Genomic DNA, 15256 nt, shown 5'->3' with positions numbered 1-15256 from the left:
CGGGGTCGCGGCGTGCCCGTGTCAGGGTTTCGTCCTCCTGGTCCGCCGTGCGGCGGCTTGTCGCCGGTTCTCGTTGTCCGGCCCGCGGAGGGACGAGGCTGCCTCCGGCACCGTCCGCCGGAGGCAGCCCCCGCGCGCAGCCGAAGCAGCCGCCTCTCTGCCTCAGTGCACGCCGTGCGGGCGGAACTGGATGCTGATGCGCGGCCCCGTCGCGCGCGTGGACTTCGGTACGGCGTGCTCCCAGGTGCGCTGGCAGGTGCCGCCCATCACGATCAGGTCGCCGTGGCCCAGCGGTCGCCGCACGGTCTCGGCGTCGCCGCGCGCCGGCCGCAGCACGAGGTCGCGGGGCGCGCCCACGGAGAGGATCGCGACCATGGTGTCGTGGCTGCCTCCTCGCCCGCCCCGGTCGCCGTGCCAGGCGACGCTGTCCCGGCCGTCGCGGTAGTAGCAGAGCCCGGCCGTCGTGAACGGCTCGCCGAGTTCGTCGGCGTAGTGCGCGGTGAGCGCCTCGCGGGCCTCGGTGAGCACCGGATGCGGCAGCTGGTCGTCCACGCCGTAGAAGGCGAGCAGCCGCGGGACGTCGACGACGTGGTCGTACATCGTGCGGCGCTCCGCGCGCCAGGGCACCTCAGCGGCCAGCAGTTCGAACAGGGCGTCCGAGCCGGCGAGCCATCCGGGCAGTACGTCGATCCAGGCGCCGTGGGCGAGCACGGTGCGGCGGATCCCGTCGAGGGGGCCGAGCCGAAGCTGGTCGGTCTGGTCGAAGAGGGAGCCCTGGAGGTGCGCGGTCATGAACCCAGCGTACTCCTTATTCGAAAATCTGTTCCCATGAATTTCGCGGAGGTGTTCGACTCTTTCGATACATCGATGTATCGGATACATTGATGTATCGAACGGAGGGACCGACATGGCGGTGGAGGACACGACCAGGCGTGTGACCAGGCGCCGGGTCCGCACGCGTGCCAACCTCCTGGACGCGGCCTTCTCGGTGTTCGCGGCCAAGGGCTTCGGGCGGGTGTCGATCGAGGAGGTCTGCGAGGCCGCCGGATACAGCCGCGGCGCCTTCTACTCGAACTTCGACAGCCTCGACGAGCTGTTCTTCGCGCTCTACCAGCAGCGCGCCGACCTCATCGCCGACCAGGTCTCCGGTGCCCTCGCCGTCGACGGTCCCGGCCTCGACGTGGCGGCCGCCGTCGACCGGGTCACCGACGTGCTGCTCCTGGACCGGGACTGGCTCCTGGTGAAGACCGACTTCCTGGTGCACGCCGCCCGCGCGCCCGAGGTCGCCCGGACCCTGCTCGAACACCGGGCCCGGCTCCGGCGCGCCGTCGCCGACCGCCTGGCACGCACGCGTGGGCACGCCGAACTGCCCGCGGTGCTGGTCGACGTCGAGGGCGCCGCCCACGCCGTGGTCGCCGCCTACGACGGGGTCACCGTCCAACTGCTGCTGGACGGGGACCTCGATCGGGCCCGCGTCTGGCTGAAACAACTGCTCACCGCGCTGCTCACCGACGGCAGCGACACCACCGTATGAGGGAAGGGACGGTCGCCATGGATGCCGACGTCATCGTCGTCGGAGCGGGGCTCGCGGGCCTGGTCGCCGCGCACGAGCTCACCAGCCGCGGCAGGAGGGTCGCGCTGGTCGACCAGGAGAACGCCGCCAACCTCGGCGGCCAGGCCTTCTGGTCCTTCGGCGGGCTCTTCCTCGTCGACTCCCCGGAGCAGCGGCGCCTGGGCATCAAGGACTCCTTCGACCTCGCCTGGAACGACTGGCAGGGCAGCGCGAAGTTCGACCGCGTCGAGGACGAGGACTCCTGGGCGGTGCGCTGGGCGCGCGCCTACGTCGAGTTCGCGGCCGGCGAGAAGCGGTCCTGGCTGGAGGGGCACGGCATCAAGTTCCTGCCCACCGTCGGCTGGGCCGAGCGCGGTGACCTCACCGCCCACGGGCACGGCAACTCCGTGCCCCGCTTCCACATCGCCTGGGGCACCGGCACCGGAGTCGTCGAGCCCTTCGTCGGGTACGCCAAGCAGGCCGCGCGCGACGGACTGCTGACCTTCTACCACCGCCACCAGGTCGACGAGCTCGTCGTCGAGGAGGGCACCGCCCGCGGGGTGCGCGGCACGGTCCTGGCCGAGGACAACTCCGCGCGCGGTGTCGCTTCCAGCCGCGAGCGCGTCGGCGACTTCGAGCTCACCGCCCGGGCCGTCGTCGTCACCACCGGAGGCATCGGCGCCAACCACGACATCGTCCGCCGCTACTGGCCCGAGCGGCTCGGCACCCCGCCCGCCGAGATGGTCACCGGCGTACCCGCCTACGTGGACGGCCGGATGCTCGACATCAGCGCCGACGCCGGCGTCCGCCTGGTCAACCGCGACCGCATGTGGCACTACACCGAGGGCATCCAGAACTGGGACCCGATCTGGCCCGGCCACGGCATCCGCATCCTGCCAGGACCCTCGTCCATGTGGTTCGACGCCCTGGGCCGCCGACTGCCCGTGCCCTGCCTGCCCGGCTACGACACCCTCAGCACCCTGCAGCACCTGCGCACCACCGAGGACATCGCGGAGCACGACCACTCCTGGTTCATCCTCACCCAGAAGATCATCGAGAAGGAGTTCGCGCTCTCGGGCTCCGAGCAGAACCCCGACATCACCGCCAAGGACCGCGCGGGCTTCCTCAAGGAGCGCATCCTCACCAAGGGCGCGCCGGGACCGGTGGACGCCTTCCTGCGCAAGGGCGCGGACTTCGTGACCGCCCCGAACCTGGAACAGCTCGTCGAGAAGATGAACGGGCTCACCGACAAGGCCCTCCTCGACGCCGCCGACCTTCGCCGCCAGATCGAGGCCCGCGACCTCCAGATCGCCAACTCCTACAGCAAGGACGCCCAGGTGCAGGGCATCCGCAACGCCCGCCGCTACATCGGCGACCGCCTCAGCCGCGTCGCCACCCCGCACCGCATCCTCGACCCGGCCGCCGGCCCCCTGATCGGCGTCAAGTTGCACATCGTGACCCGCAAGACGCTCGGCGGCATCCAGACCGACCTCGACTCCCGCGCCCTGGGCACTGACGGCAAGCCCCTCGAAGGGCTGTACGCGGCGGGCGAGGTCGCCGGATTCGGCGGGGGCGGCGTCCACGGCTACAACGCGCTGGAGGGCACCTTCCTCGGCGGCTGCCTCTTCTCCGGGCGCGCGGCGGGGCGGGCGGCGGCCAAGCAGGTCGGCTAGGAGCCCTCGGCGCCCAACAGGCGCACCAGCACGGTGGCGTGGCTCTGCTCCGGCGTCTTCGACGCGGTCAGCAGGGTCACGTCGCCCCGGCCCGCCAACTCCCGGACCCGGTCGAGCAGTCCGGCCGCCTCGGGATCGGCCAGCTCCGCCTCGTACCGCTCGGCGAACTCCTCGAACGAGCCCTCGCCCGCGTGGTACCAGCGGCGCAGCTCGGTCGACGGGGTGAGCGCCTTCGGCCACTCGTCGACGCGGGCCGCGTCCTTGGACAGACCGCGCGGCCACAACCGGTCGACCAGGACGCGGACTCCGTCCTCGGGCTCGGGGGGTTCGTAGACACGGCGGATGCGCACGCTCACGGGCGGCCTCTCGACGAAGGGGTGGCTGCGTCGGGAGCGTACTGCGGAGCCCGTCGTGCCTTGACCTGATCAAGGGTGAGTTGCGGGGGAGGGGGCCTTTAGTGTGAAGCCGTTGTCCACCCCCCGACCTGTAGGAGAGCACGTGCCGACGGCCGTCAGACGCACCTTCGTCCTCGTCACCACCCCCCTTGCCCTCACCGCTCTGCTCGGGGCCGCCGCGCCTTCTTCGACGGGCTCGTCCGGAGTCGGCGACCCCTATTTCCCGCTCGCCGGAAACGGCGGATACCACGTCGGCCACTACGACCTGACACTCCGTTACGACCCCGGCAGCCGCCACCTTGAGGGGAAGGCGGTCCTCACCGCTCGTGCCACCGAGCGCCTGACGCGCTTCGACCTCGACTTCAAGGGGCTGACCGTCACGGGCCTGACGGTCGGTCACGCCAAGGCCGGGTTCCGCCGCGCCGGACAGGAACTCGTCGTCACCCCGCAGCGCGCCCTGCGCAAGGGGCAACGATTCACCATCACCGTCACCTACAAGGGGAAGCCGGCCCCGGTCACCGACCCGGACGGTTCGCTCGACGGCTGGATCCCCACCGACGACGGAGCCTTCGTCGCCGGTGAACCACAGGGCGCGATGACCTGGTTCCCGGCGAACAACCACCCCACGGACAAGTCGTCGTACGACTTCACGATCACCGTCCCCCAGGGGCGCACCGCCGTCGCCAACGGCGTGCTGCTCTCCCAGCGGACCACGCAGGGCAGGACCACGTTCCGCTGGCGCCAGAGCGAGCCCATGGCCGCCTACCTGGCCACCGCGACCGTCGGGAAGTTCAAGGTGGAGCAGTTCACCACCAGGAACGGCATCCGCGTCTACAACGCCGTCGACGCGCGCGAGGCCGCCGCGGCGGCACCCGTGCTCAAGAAGCTGCCCTCCGTCCTGGAGTGGGAGAGCAAGATCTTCGGGCCCTACCCGTTTCGTGCCGCCGGATCGATCGTGGACCACGCCCCGAACGTGGGCTACGCGCTGGAGACCCAGAGCCGTCCCGTCTACGACCGCGCGCCCGACCTGAGCACCCTCGTCCACGAGAACGCCCACCAGTGGTTCGGCGACTCCGTCTCGCTCACCTCCTGGAAGGACATCTGGCTCAACGAGGGCTTCGCGACCTACGCGGAGTGGCTCTACACCGAGCAGCACGGCGGCGACAGCGCGCAGAGGAGCTTCGACGACCTCTACGCGAAACCCGCGAGCGACGAGCTGTGGGAGTTCCCGCCCGGCAACCCCGGCAGCGGCGCCAACATCTTCGGCACCCCCGTCTACGCCCGTGGTGCCATGACCCTGCACGCCCTGCGCACGGCCGTCGGCGACCGGGCGTTCTTCCCGATCCTGCGCGCCTGGGCGTCCGGGCACCGCTTCGGCCACGGCACCACCGCGCAGTTCGAGCGCCTCGCGGAACGGGTCTCGGGGAAGGACCTGGACGGCCTGTTCCGGACCTGGCTGGACACGCCGGGCAAGCCCAACCGGCCCTAGAAGCTGACGAGTTTCTCACAACTGTCGGCCACAGTCGCTGCATGATCACACGCAGAACCCATGTCGCCCTGCTCGCCGCGTCCCTGTTTCTCAGCGGATGCGGCGGAGGTGCCGTGGCCAGTACGGAAAGCGCGCCCACCCCGTCCCGGGAGCCTTCGCGGACCCCTCCCTCGCCGGAGATCTCCGTCGAGGTCGCTCCCCAGCAGATACCCGGCCTGGGACCGAGGACGTGGGCGAAGATACCGGCGGGCACCCGGCAGGCCGTCGTGGTCACCGGGCGGGGCCGCGACTCGCCGGTCTCCACCGTGATGCTCTACGTGCGCACGGCGGCCGGCTGGCGGGCCGGTGCGAGCTGGCCCGCGCACAACGCCCTCAAGGGCTGGTCCGACCACCACCTGGCCGGCGACCTGCGCTCGCCGATCGGCGTGTACACCCTCACGGACGCCGGAGGACTGCTGAAGGACCCCGGCACCAAGCTGCCGTACGACCGCGGTGTCGGCTTCACCTCGCCCGGCAGGGGCTTCGAGGGCGAACCGCTCGCCGGGTCCTTCGACTATGTGATCGCCATCAACTACAACCGGCAGCCCGGCACGTCACCGCTGGACTGGACGCGGCCGCTGGGCGCGGGGCGCGGCGGCGGGATATGGCTGCACGTCGACCACGGCGGGCCCACCCACGGGTGCGTGAGCATCGCCGAGAAGCACATGAAGGAACTGCTTCTCACCCTGGACCCGGACCTCCGTCCCGTCGTCGTCATGGGCGACGCCAAGTCCCTCGCCGGCTGAAGCGCTTAGGATCCGCCGGGTGTGCGCACATGTGCTGGTCGCCGAGGACGACGAGATGCAGGCCGAACTGATACGGCGGTCCCTGCTCGCGGAGGGCCACACCGCCACCGTGGTCCACGACGGGCGGGCCGCCCTGGACGCGGCCCGGCGGGTGGTCCCCGACCTCGTCGTCCTGGACCTGATGCTGCCGGTGATCGACGGCTTCGGCGTGTGCCGGGTGCTGCGCCGCGACGCGGACATCCCCGTCGTGATGCTCACCGCGCGCTCCGCCGAGGACGACGTCCTGCTGGGCCTGGAACTGGGCGCCGACGACTACATCACCAAGCCGTACAGCCCCCGGGAGCTGATGGCCCGCATCCGGACGGTCCTCAGACGCAGCGGACGGGGTGCCGTGGCCGGCCGGCGGGAGGATCCCGTCGTCCGGGCCGCGGGCCTCGCCGTCGATCCCGTACGGCATGAGGTGCGGTGCGACGGGGCGCCGGTGGAGTGCACCCCGGCCGAGTTCGAGATCCTGCTGGCCATGGCCGCCGAGCCCGAACGGGTCTTCTCACGGCGGCAGTTGCTGGAGGTCACCCGGGGCACCGACCGGGCCTCCACGGAACGGGCCGTGGACGTCCACGTCATGAACCTGCGCCGCAAGATCGAGGCCGATCCGCGCCGCCCGGTGCGGCTGCTGACCGTGTTCGGCGTGGGCTACAAGCTCAGCGGCGGCCGCGGGTGAGCGCGCGGATACCGCTGCACAAGCGGCTGCTGGTCCGCCTGCTGATCACGTCCGGGCTCATCGCCGTGTGCTCGGTGGCCGCGACGGCCTGGCTGGCCGTGGCGACCACCACCCAGGCCCTGCGCGAGGAACAGGGACAGGCACTCGCCGACGACATGGACGTCCTCGCCGAACTCAGCGGGTACGCGGCGACCCACCCCGACTGGACCGGAGTGGCCGCAACCGTGAGGGAGTTGTCGGCGAGGACCGGCCGGCGCATCGCCCTGACCGCCGCGGACCGCCGGGTCATCGCCGACTCCGCGCCGCCCGGCACCTCCCTGCCCCCGAGCGCGGCCGCCGCCGTCGACCCGCTGCACACCGACACCTACAGCGAGCGCGGTGCCCAGGTCTCCGGCATCGACCCGCGTGCGGTGGGCCCGTACCGGCTCACCGCGGCGGAACGTGTCAAGGTCGACACCCTGGCCCGCAAGCGGCAGGTCTGCTTCGAGCGGGCCGGTGTGGAGACCCGGCTGAGCCGTGGCCCGAGCGGGCGGACGGTCCTCACCGACCCGGACACCGGCTCCGCGCCCGACTACGTGCCCGACGTCTGCGCCGACGGACTGCTCAACACACCCACCCCCACGGAGGAAAAGGCGGTCAAGGCCCTCCAGGGGCTGGCCCGCGACTGCCTCACCAAGGCCGGACTGGAGCCCGGAATGGCCGCGCTGCTGGGGAACGAACCGACCGGGCTGGACCTGCGCGGCCCCCTGTCCGGCAAGCTCGCCGCCAAGGAGGCGCGCCTGGTCCAGCCCTGCCTCGACCAGGCCCGCCGGGCCCAGCTCGACCCGTACGTGGCGCCGGTGGCCGAACTCTTCCTGGGCACGGGGGACACGCCCGCCGTGCTGTTCGACATGTCCCCGGCCAACAAGGCCAAGGTCGTCGGCACAGCGGGTCTCGTGCTCGCGGTCACCGTCGCCGCGACCGCCCTGGTCGCCACCCGGCTGGTGCGGCCGCTGCGCGCGCTCACCGCGGCGGCCCAGCAGCCGCCCGAGCTCCATGTGCGCGTCCCCGTCACCACCCGGGACGAGACCGGCATCCTCGCCGTCGCCTTCAACGACCTCACCGAGCGCCGTGAGCGCCTGGAGGCCCAGCGCAAGGCGATGGTCAGCGACATCGCCCACGAACTGCGCAGCCCGCTCACCAACATCCGTGGCTGGCTGGAGGTGACCCGGGACGGAGTCGTCGACGCTGACCCCGCCCTGCTCGCCTCTCTGCACGACGAGGCCCTGGTGCTGCAGCGTGTCATCGACGACCTCCAGGACCTCGCGGACGCCGACGCCGGCACCCTGCGCCTGCACCGGGAGCCCGTCCGCTGCGACGAACTCCTCCAGCAGGTCGCCGCGGCCCACCGTGTCGCCGCCGACGCGGCCCGGGTCGGGCTGCGCACCGTCGTCGACGGTGAGCCCTGGCTGGACGCCGACCCGGTCCGCATGCGGCAGGCGCTCGGCAACCTGGTGTCCAACGCGCTGCGCCACACCCCGCCCGGCGGCACCGTCACCCTGTCCGCCTGCCGGGACGGCGACGACATCGTCCTGGAGGTCGCCGACACCGGGACCGGTATCGCGCCCGGCGACCTTCCGCACGTCTTCGACCGGTTCTGGCGCGCGGAGAAGTCCCGCAGCCGTCGTACCGGGGGCTCGGGCCTGGGCCTGCCCATCGTCCGGCACCTGGTCGCGGCCCACGACGGAACGGTCGCCGCCGCGAGCGAGCCCGGCACCGGCAGCGTCTTCACACTCAGGATGCCGGGGGGCCCGGCGCCCCGGCCGGACGCCTGATTTCCCCCGTGGCCTGCGGGTACCCCGTAGACCCGCAAACGGAAAGGGAGGTCAGCAGATGAGCGTGTCGGACGGGCTGCCGGTGGTGCGGACACTGGCCGAACTGGCAGGCCTGGCCGAACGGCACGAGCGCCTGTACGTCCGCTGGTCGCGCGGCCCCGAGATCGATCTGACCCGCGCGTCCAGCACCGACGAACTCACCGGCCTGTCCCTGCCGGGACTGTCCGCGAACCCGCTCGACGTCGAGGACTGGTGGCAGGGACGCCCCGTACAGCTGTGGGTGGCCCGGCGGCTGTACGACTACTCCCATCTGCCGCACGAGAAAGGCCCCGGCGTACGCCCCTGGATCCTCCAGGGCCGTGAGCGGGGCCGGGGGCCGGACAACGAGCCGCTTGTCGCGGACGTGCGGCCGATGTGCTGGATCGATCCCCAGGTGATCGAACAGGCGCGGGTCGCGGTGGAGCGGCAGGAGAACCCCTGGGGTCCGCTGCGCCGCACGGGCCGGTGAACGGGTCCGGTCGCCCGGACCCGTTCAGGCTCGTTCGTCAGCCGGACCTTCTCCGCGCGGTGGCCGCGCGCCGGGCGAGCGCCCGGCGTTCCGTCTCACTGGTGCCGCCCCAGACGCCGATGCCCTGCCCCGTGTCCAGCGCCCACTGAAGACACTGCTCCTGGACGGGGCAGCGCCGGCAGACGGACTTGGCCTGCTCCGCCTGGACCAGTGCCGGACCGGTGGTGCCGATCGGGAAGAAGAGGTCCGGGTCCTCGCGGCGGCACGCGGCATGGGTTCGCCAGTTGTCCATCAAAGTCACCTGCGATCGAAGTCGTACGTGCCCTCGTGATGGGCTTACTCGCTTTCGGGTCACCTGTCGATGCGCCGTGAAACCACCGGGTCCCGTGGGACCTGCCCGGTCACTGCTCCCGAAGGCCCCACGGGGAGCCGTACGTGGTCAGCAGATCCAGGAACGGCCGGGCCGGGAACGCCTCCGGGCCGAGGACACCCGTGCCGGTCCAGGCGCCGCCGGCGAGGAGTTCGAGGGCGACGACCGGGTTCACCGCGGTCTGCCACACCACGGCCTGACAGCCGTACTCCGCCATGGACCACTGGTTGTCGACCACGTGGTAGAGGTACACCTCGCGCGGCGCCCCGTCCTTGACGCCCTTCACCCAGGTGCCCGCACACGTCTTGCCGTGCATCCGGTCGCCCAGGGTCGCCGGGTCGGGCAGGCACGCGGCCACCACGTCCCGCGGTGAGACCGCGACCGGGCCCGCGGGGCTCGGCACGGTCACCGGCTCGGTGCGGTCCAGGCCCAGCAGGTGCAGTGTCCTCAGCGTCTCGACGAACTCGCGGTCCAGACCGTACTTGAAGGTGACCCGGCGGGCGCCGACCCAGCGGGGGACGAGCAGCACCTCCTCGTGCTCCACGTTCACGCACTCGACCGGGCCGATGCCCTCGGGGAAGTCGAAGACCTCCGGTTCGCTGAAGGGCTCCGTCGTGAACCAGCCGCGGTCGGCCTCGTAGACCACCGGCGGGTTCAGGCACTCCTCGATGGTGGTCCAGATGCTGAAGGAGGGGGCGAAGTCGTAGCCGTCGACGGTGAGGTTCGCTCCGTCGCGGACACCGATCTCCTCGATCTCGTCGAAGAGTTCGTCGGCCGCGTACCGGGCGAAGACGTCCGAGAGGCCCGGTTCCACGCCCATGCCGACGACGGCCAGCGCGCCCGCCTTCTCCCACTCCTCGGCCTGCGCGAACTGCTCGTCGCCGAGCTTGACCCCGCACTCCGCGTACGGCCGCTCCGGATGCGGACGGGACAGGGACATCGCCATGTCGACATAGGTCGCCCCGGCGGAGCGCGCGGCCCGGAACAGCGGCATCACGAACCGCGGGTCGGTGGCGTTGAGGAGGACGTCGCAGTCGTGCCGCTCCAGCAGAGCGGTCACGGCCGACTCGTCGCTCGCGTCCACGCGCTCGGCGCGGAACCGGCCGGCCCGCTCGCCGAGCGCGGCCACCGCGGCCTCGGCACGGGCCGGGTCGTAGTCGGCGACGACCATGGCGTCGAGGAACGGCCGCCGGGCGGCGATCCGGGTGACGGCGGTGCCGACACCCCCGGCGCCCACGAGCAGTACACGCATGACAAACACTCCCTGACGGGTCGAGATCGCGGATACAGGGGCCCTGGCGGAGATACAACGCCGTGCGCTCGCATAAGGTCAATGGCGTTGGCATAAGGTGCGTCGGCGTAGGGAGGTCACCATGCCGAAGCCCGTGGTTCCCGAGGAGAAACGCCGTCGGCGCCGGCCCACCAGGAGCGGGACCGTGCTGTCCGAGGCGCTGATCGTCGAGACGGCTCTGCGCATGCTCCGCGAACACGGCAGCACCGGTCTCACCGCACGCCGACTGGGGCTGGCCCTGGACGCCGACCCGAGCACGCTCTACCGCTACTTCCGCGGCATGGACGACCTGACCCTGGCCATCGGCGACGCCCTGATCGGCCAGGCGCTGGAGGGCTGGGCGCCGGCGGGGGAGTGGCGGCGGGACCTGCGCGAGGTGGGGCTCCGCATCCACGCCGCGTACGTGGCTCACCCCCAGGCCGCGGTGCTGACCACGAGCAGGGTCACGGGCCGGGCCAACGAACTGGCGGCCGACGAGGCGGTCCTGGACATCCTGCGCACGGCCGGTCTGCCGCTGCCCGACACCGTCCGTGTCTACCACGCCTTCATCGACCAGACGCTGGCCTTCGCGGCTCTGGACGCGGCATCCCTGGCCCTGCCGAGCGCGGCGCTCCGCGCGGACGAGAACCAGTGGCGCTCGACCTACGCCCACCTGCCGGACGACCGCTACCCGCGCATCGCGGAGGCGGCACCCCTGCTGGCGCCCCGCATGGTCACCAGTGCCTACCCGACGGCCCTGGACATGTTCCTGGACAGCGTGGAGAAACAGCTCCGCGCCGACCTGTCATCGCAGGCTCCCTGACGCCGCGGCGGCCACCGCCTCCGCGACCGCGGCCAGCGCGGGCGAGTCCAGCTTCCACTGCTGCCAGTACAGCGGCACGTCGACGGGCCGGTCCGGCGCCAGCGCGATCAGCCGCCCCTCCCGGAGCAGTTCCACGGCCTGCACCTCGGGCACCATGCCCCACCCCAACCCCAGCGCGACCGACTCCACGAACCCCTCCGACGTGGGCACCGCGTGCCGCATCCGGCTCGCCCCAGCGCACCCCAGCCCGCGCAGAAACCCGTCCTGAATGTCGTCGCTCCGGTCGAACGTCACGACCGGAGCGTTGGCCAGCCCGTCCCGCAACGACCGCCCTTCGAGGCAGCGTCCGACGAACTCCGGGCCGGCCGCCGCGAGATACCGCATGCGCCCCAGGGCCCGCACGGAACACCCCGCCACGGCGTCGGGGGACGACGTCACCGCCGCCATCACCAGCCCCTCGCGCAGCAGTTGGGCGGTACGGGTCTCGTCCTCGCGCCGGAGTTCGAAGCACAGCCGCTCCCGTTCCGGAACCCGGGTGAGCGCCGGCAGGAACCAGGTCGCCAGGGAGTCCGCGTTCACCGCGACCGACACCCGGGTCACCTCGCCCTCGCCCGGCAGGCCCAGCTCGGCGAGGGCGTCCCTTTCAAGCCGCGCGAGCTGGCGCGCGAACCGCACCACCACATCGCCCGACTCGGTCGGCCGCACCGGCTTCGTGCGCACCAGCAGCACCCGTCCCGTGCGCTGCTCCAGCGCCTTCACCCGCTGGCTCACCGCCGAAGGCGTCACGTGCAGGGCGGCCGCCGCGGCGTCGAAGGTGCCCTCGTCGACCACGGCGAGCAGCGTCCGCACCTGGTCCAAGGGGAGCTCGGTCATCATCACGACAGCTAATGATACGTAAGAACCTTTAGCTGTACGTGCGGTGATCGTCTCCGTACCGTCGAAGCCATGCCCGCCTCACTGTCCGCCGCTGCCGCGGGTTTCGGCACCGGTCTCTCCCTCATCGTCGCCATCGGCGCCCAGAACGCCTTCGTCCTGCGCCAGGGGATCCGCCGCGACGCGGTCCTCGCCGTCGTCGGCATCTGCGCCCTGTCCGACGCCCTCCTCATCGCCCTCGGGGTCGGCGGTGTCGGTGCCGTGGTGGTGGCCTGGCCGGGCGCGCTGAGCCTGGTCGGCTGGATCGGTGGCGGATTCCTGCTCTGCTACGGCGCCCTCGCCGCCCGCCGGGTCCTGCGGCCCGGGGAGTCGGGCCTGCGGGCGGAGGGCGAGGTGACGGGCTCCCGGAGGCGGGCGGTGCTGACCTGCCTGGCGATGACCTGGCTCAACCCGCACGTCTACCTGGACACCGTGTTCCTGCTCGGCTCGGTGGCCGCCGAGCGCGGTCCGCTGCGCTGGACCTTCGGGCTCGGTGCCGTGCTGGCCAGCCTGTGCTGGTTCGCCGCGCTCGGCTTCGGGGCCCGGCTGCTCAGCCGCTTCCTGGCCCGGCCGACCGCCTGGCGGGTGCTCGACGGACTGGTCGCCACGACGATGATCGCCATGGGCGTCATGCTCGTGGCCGGAGCGTGAAGTCCTGGAGCGGTCCACAGCTTGAGACCTCGCGTCCCGAACGCCTGGACGATGCTGCGATAGTGAACCCTGGATCCCGTTAGATGTATCGAGCAACCAGGAATCGCGTGGACACCGGCGAGAGCAGCACCGAACCCAGGAGCACCGAACCCAGGAGCACCGAACCCGGGAGCACCGAATCCGGGACTCCGGCCGCGGACGAGACCCCGCCATCCCGGCGCGGCTGGCGTCGCTGGGCGATGGACACCCGCCCGCTGCGCGTCCCGGCCTACCGCCGACTGTGGAGCTCGACCATCGTCACGGCCGTCGGCAGCCAGCTCACCGCCGTCGCGGTGCCCAAGCAGATCTACGACATCACGGGCTCCTCGGCCTGGGTCGGCGCCGCGAGCATGGCCGGACTGCTGCCGCTGATCGTGTTCGCGCTGTGGGGCGGCGCGGTCGCCGACACCATGGACCGCCGCAAGCTGCTCCTCGTCACCAACAGCGGCATCGCCGTCACCTCGGTCCTGTTCTGGCTCCAGGCGGTCAGCGGGCTCGACTCGGTGGCCGCCCTCATGGTCCTGCTCGCGGTGCAGCAGGCGTTCTGGGGTCTGAACGCCCCCGCCCGCAACGCCTCCATCGCCCGCCTGGTCCCCGAGGGACAGCTGCCCGCCACCAATGCCCTCGGCTCCACCGTCATGCAGACCGGGCAGGTGGTCGGCCCGCTGCTCGCGGGGGTGCTGATCCCGGTGATCGGCCTGCCGGAGCTGTATCTCATCGACGCCCTGGCGCTGTGCGCCACCGTGTGGGCGGTGTACCGGCTGCCCTCCCTGCCGCCGCTCGCGAGCGCGGTGGCGCGGCGGGCCGGTGTCCGGGAGATCGCCGAGGGCTTCCGGTACATCTCCGCGCACAAGGTGCTGCTGCTGTCCTTCCTCGCGGACATCGTCGCCATGGTCTTCGGCATGCCCCGGGCCCTGTTCCCGCAGCTCGCCTCCGAGACCTACGCGCCGTACGGCGAGGGACTCGCGCTGGGCCTGCTGTTCGCCGCGATCCCGATCGGCGCGGTGCTCGGCGGGCTGTTCTCCGGCACGTTCTCCCGGGCCCGCCGGCACGGCTGGATGGTCATCGGCGCGGTCGTGGCGTGGGGCGTGGCCATCACCGGCTTCGGACTGAGCGGCAGTCTGTGGCTGGCCGTGGTGTTCCTGGCCGCGGCCGGGGTCGCCGACATGGTCTCGATGGTCTTCCGCGGGGCGATCCTGCTCTCCGCCGCCACCGACGAGATGCGCGGCCGGATGCAGGGCGTCTTCACCGTCGTCGTCGCGGGCGGCCCCCGCCTCGCCGACGTCCTGCACGGCACCGCCGGCTCGGTCTTCGGCGCCCGCGCCGCGGTGGCCGGTGGCGGCCTCCTGGTGGTCATCGTCATGCTGACCCTGGCGTTCGCCGTACCGGCCCTGCGCCGCTACTGGATCTGAGGGCCAGGGTCAGGGCCTGTCCGGCCGATCAGGCCGGCGGCGCGGAGGCCGATTCTGGCGGGGCGAACCGCACACGCTCGGGGAGTTCTCGCCGATCTGCGACGCGCCGGCCCCCGCTCACCTGCACTGATGAGGTGCCGTTGGCCGAAGCCGGCCTGATCCGCCGCACAGGCCTAGAGCGCCCCCCTGCGGTGCGAGCCGTACTGCTCCATGAGCTTGCCCCGGGTCGTCTCCAGACGGTGGGCGAGGATCTCGGCGACGCTGCGGACCAGGATCATGCCGAGCTGCCGGTCCTCCTCGCACAGCCGGAGCACCGCCGCCGCGTCGAACTCGTAGGCGCGCACGGGACTGAAGGCCTCCGCGCCGAAGTCCCACCGGTAGGGCGGGAACAGCCAGGACCAGCCGAGCAGGTCGCCCGAGCCGAGCGCGGCGACGGTGACCTGGTGGTGCGTGGTCACCTCCTGGGTCAGTGAGACCGCTCCGGAGCGGATGACCCAGAAGCGGTCGGCCGTACCGCCCGCCTCGAAGATGTGGACGTCCTCCGGGAAGGAGACCTCCTTGGCGAGCGTCATCAGGCTCTGGCGCTGCGGCTGCGGTAGCGCGGTCAGCAGTTTTATCGCTTTGGTCATGACGCGGGGCTCCTCGCCGGCGATGGATTCCGGTGTTGTGCCTACGCCCATTTCAGCGGCTGCCGCCGTCCGGGGCACCTCGGCGGATGTGAGGATCTGCGCGGGACATGAAAAAGCCCTGGCTGGACGGGGGAGGCCAGCCAGGGCGGTCAGAGGTGATGTCGGAGGACGGTGTGTCGACCCCGTCACCACGTATGGATGAACCGTAAACCA

General features: G+C 71.9%; 16 protein-coding genes. 10 read left to right on the top strand and 6 right to left on the bottom strand.

The features are described from left to right. Positions 1-162: 162 nt before the first annotated feature. Entirely contained in the window at positions 163-792 is a 630-nt protein-coding gene (locus tag H293_RS0111075) for an alpha-ketoglutarate-dependent dioxygenase AlkB (protein ID WP_020117943.1), read from the bottom strand. A 115-nt stretch (positions 793-907) separates the two neighbouring features. Between H293_RS0111075 and H293_RS0111070 the strand changes: the two genes are divergently transcribed. Both H293_RS0111070 and H293_RS0111065 read left to right on the top strand, forming a co-directional pair. Beyond that, the gene (locus H293_RS0111070; protein ID WP_020117942.1) at positions 908-1534 is read left to right on the top strand and encodes a TetR/AcrR family transcriptional regulator; all 627 of its coding nucleotides are present in this window, start codon (positions 908-910) and stop codon (positions 1532-1534) included. Between the two features lie 17 nt (positions 1535-1551). Beyond that, complete coding sequence (locus tag H293_RS0111065) at positions 1552-3225, top strand: FAD-binding dehydrogenase (RefSeq protein ID WP_020117941.1); 1674 nt, start codon at positions 1552-1554, stop codon at positions 3223-3225. Here the strand turns inward: H293_RS0111065 and H293_RS0111060 are convergent. Further along, positions 3222-3581, bottom strand: coding sequence for a DUF488 domain-containing protein (locus H293_RS0111060; protein WP_020117940.1), 360 nt, complete (start codon positions 3579-3581; stop codon positions 3222-3224). The two genes, H293_RS0111065 and H293_RS0111060, sit on opposite strands and share 4 nt — an antisense overlap. 142 nt (positions 3582-3723) lie before the next feature. Here H293_RS0111060 and H293_RS0111055 point away from each other — a divergent pair, with 142 nt between their 5' ends. Genes H293_RS0111055 through H293_RS0111035 form a run of 5 tightly spaced genes read left to right on the top strand, consistent with a single transcriptional unit; the run spans position 3724 to position 8937 of the window. Continuing rightward, positions 3724-5109: a M1 family metallopeptidase gene (locus H293_RS0111055; RefSeq protein ID WP_020117939.1), complete on the top strand. Its 1386-nt coding sequence runs from the start codon at positions 3724-3726 to the stop codon at positions 5107-5109. A 41-nt stretch (positions 5110-5150) separates the two neighbouring features. Beyond that, positions 5151-5894, top strand: coding sequence for a L,D-transpeptidase family protein (locus H293_RS0111050; RefSeq protein WP_020117938.1), 744 nt, complete (start codon positions 5151-5153; stop codon positions 5892-5894). Between the two features lie 19 nt (positions 5895-5913). Next, complete coding sequence (locus H293_RS0111045) at positions 5914-6615, top strand: response regulator transcription factor (RefSeq protein WP_028807742.1); 702 nt, start codon at positions 5914-5916, stop codon at positions 6613-6615. Then, positions 6612-8429, top strand: coding sequence for a sensor histidine kinase (locus H293_RS0111040; RefSeq protein WP_020117936.1), 1818 nt, complete (start codon positions 6612-6614; stop codon positions 8427-8429). The genes H293_RS0111045 and H293_RS0111040 overlap by 4 nt, the downstream gene beginning before the upstream one ends. Positions 8430-8487: 58 nt before the next feature. After that, on the top strand, positions 8488-8937 hold the full coding sequence (locus tag H293_RS0111035) for a DUF6098 family protein (protein ID WP_020117935.1): 450 nt from the start codon (positions 8488-8490) through the stop codon (positions 8935-8937). A gap of 37 nt (positions 8938-8974) precedes the next feature. Here the strand turns inward: H293_RS0111035 and H293_RS0111030 are convergent, their stop codons facing one another. Then, positions 8975-9229, bottom strand: a complete 255-nt coding sequence (locus tag H293_RS0111030; protein WP_020117934.1) for a WhiB family transcriptional regulator — start codon at positions 9227-9229, stop codon at positions 8975-8977. 109 nt (positions 9230-9338) lie between these two features. Further along, complete coding sequence (locus H293_RS0111025; RefSeq protein WP_020117933.1) at positions 9339-10559, bottom strand: saccharopine dehydrogenase family protein; 1221 nt, start codon at positions 10557-10559, stop codon at positions 9339-9341. Positions 10560-10680: 121 nt separating this feature from the next. Here H293_RS0111025 and H293_RS0111020 point away from each other — a divergent pair, with 121 nt between their 5' ends. Continuing rightward, on the top strand, positions 10681-11400 hold the full coding sequence (locus H293_RS0111020) for a TetR/AcrR family transcriptional regulator (RefSeq protein WP_033415357.1): 720 nt from the start codon (positions 10681-10683) through the stop codon (positions 11398-11400). Here the strand turns inward: H293_RS0111020 and H293_RS0111015 are convergent. Continuing rightward, complete coding sequence (locus H293_RS0111015; RefSeq protein ID WP_020117931.1) at positions 11383-12276, bottom strand: LysR family transcriptional regulator ArgP; 894 nt, start codon at positions 12274-12276, stop codon at positions 11383-11385. The two genes, H293_RS0111020 and H293_RS0111015, sit on opposite strands and share 18 nt — an antisense overlap. Before the next feature lie 69 nt (positions 12277-12345). Here H293_RS0111015 and H293_RS0111010 point away from each other — a divergent pair, with 69 nt between their 5' ends. Continuing rightward, a complete protein-coding gene (locus H293_RS0111010) occupies positions 12346-12963 on the top strand; it encodes a LysE/ArgO family amino acid transporter (RefSeq protein WP_020117930.1) in 618 nt (205 codons plus the stop codon). Between the two features lie 107 nt (positions 12964-13070). Next, positions 13071-14414 carry an MFS transporter gene (locus H293_RS0111005; protein ID WP_020117929.1) on the top strand — a complete coding sequence of 448 codons (1344 nt, stop codon included), beginning with the start codon at positions 13071-13073 and terminating at the stop codon, positions 14412-14414. Positions 14415-14587: 173 nt separating this feature from the next. Here the strand turns inward: H293_RS0111005 and H293_RS0111000 are convergent, their stop codons facing one another. Further along, complete coding sequence (locus tag H293_RS0111000) at positions 14588-15043, bottom strand: cyclic nucleotide-binding domain-containing protein (RefSeq protein ID WP_020117928.1); 456 nt, start codon at positions 15041-15043, stop codon at positions 14588-14590. Positions 15044-15256: the final 213 nt, after the last annotated feature.

The organism is Streptomyces canus 299MFChir4.1 (assembly GCF_000383615.1).
Taxonomy (GTDB): Bacteria; Actinomycetota; Actinomycetes; order Streptomycetales; family Streptomycetaceae; genus Streptomyces; species Streptomyces canus_C.
This window is presented reverse-complemented; position numbering and strand designations above follow the sequence as displayed.

What these genes read in the sequence shown, in the direction of transcription:
- H293_RS0111050 (WP_020117938.1), top strand. Translation starts at nt 5,151, where the DNA reads ATGATCACACGCAGAACCCATGTCGCCCTGCTCGCCGCGTCCCTGTTT.
- H293_RS0111015 (WP_020117931.1), bottom strand. Translation starts at nt 12,276, where the DNA reads ATGATGACCGAGCTCCCCTTGGACCAGGTGCGGACGCTGCTCGCCGTG.
- H293_RS0111075 (WP_020117943.1), bottom strand. Translation starts at nt 792, where the DNA reads ATGACCGCGCACCTCCAGGGCTCCCTCTTCGACCAGACCGACCAGCTT.
- H293_RS0111010 (WP_020117930.1), top strand. Translation starts at nt 12,346, where the DNA reads ATGCCCGCCTCACTGTCCGCCGCTGCCGCGGGTTTCGGCACCGGTCTC.
- H293_RS0111020 (WP_033415357.1), top strand. Translation starts at nt 10,681, where the DNA reads ATGCCGAAGCCCGTGGTTCCCGAGGAGAAACGCCGTCGGCGCCGGCCC.
- H293_RS0111025 (WP_020117933.1), bottom strand. Translation starts at nt 10,559, where the DNA reads ATGCGTGTACTGCTCGTGGGCGCCGGGGGTGTCGGCACCGCCGTCACC.
- H293_RS0111030 (WP_020117934.1), bottom strand. Translation starts at nt 9,229, where the DNA reads ATGGACAACTGGCGAACCCATGCCGCGTGCCGCCGCGAGGACCCGGAC.
- H293_RS0111070 (WP_020117942.1), top strand. Translation starts at nt 908, where the DNA reads ATGGCGGTGGAGGACACGACCAGGCGTGTGACCAGGCGCCGGGTCCGC.
- H293_RS0111065 (WP_020117941.1), top strand. Translation starts at nt 1,552, where the DNA reads ATGGATGCCGACGTCATCGTCGTCGGAGCGGGGCTCGCGGGCCTGGTC.
- H293_RS0111035 (WP_020117935.1), top strand. Translation starts at nt 8,488, where the DNA reads ATGAGCGTGTCGGACGGGCTGCCGGTGGTGCGGACACTGGCCGAACTG.
- H293_RS0111000 (WP_020117928.1), bottom strand. Translation starts at nt 15,043, where the DNA reads ATGACCAAAGCGATAAAACTGCTGACCGCGCTACCGCAGCCGCAGCGC.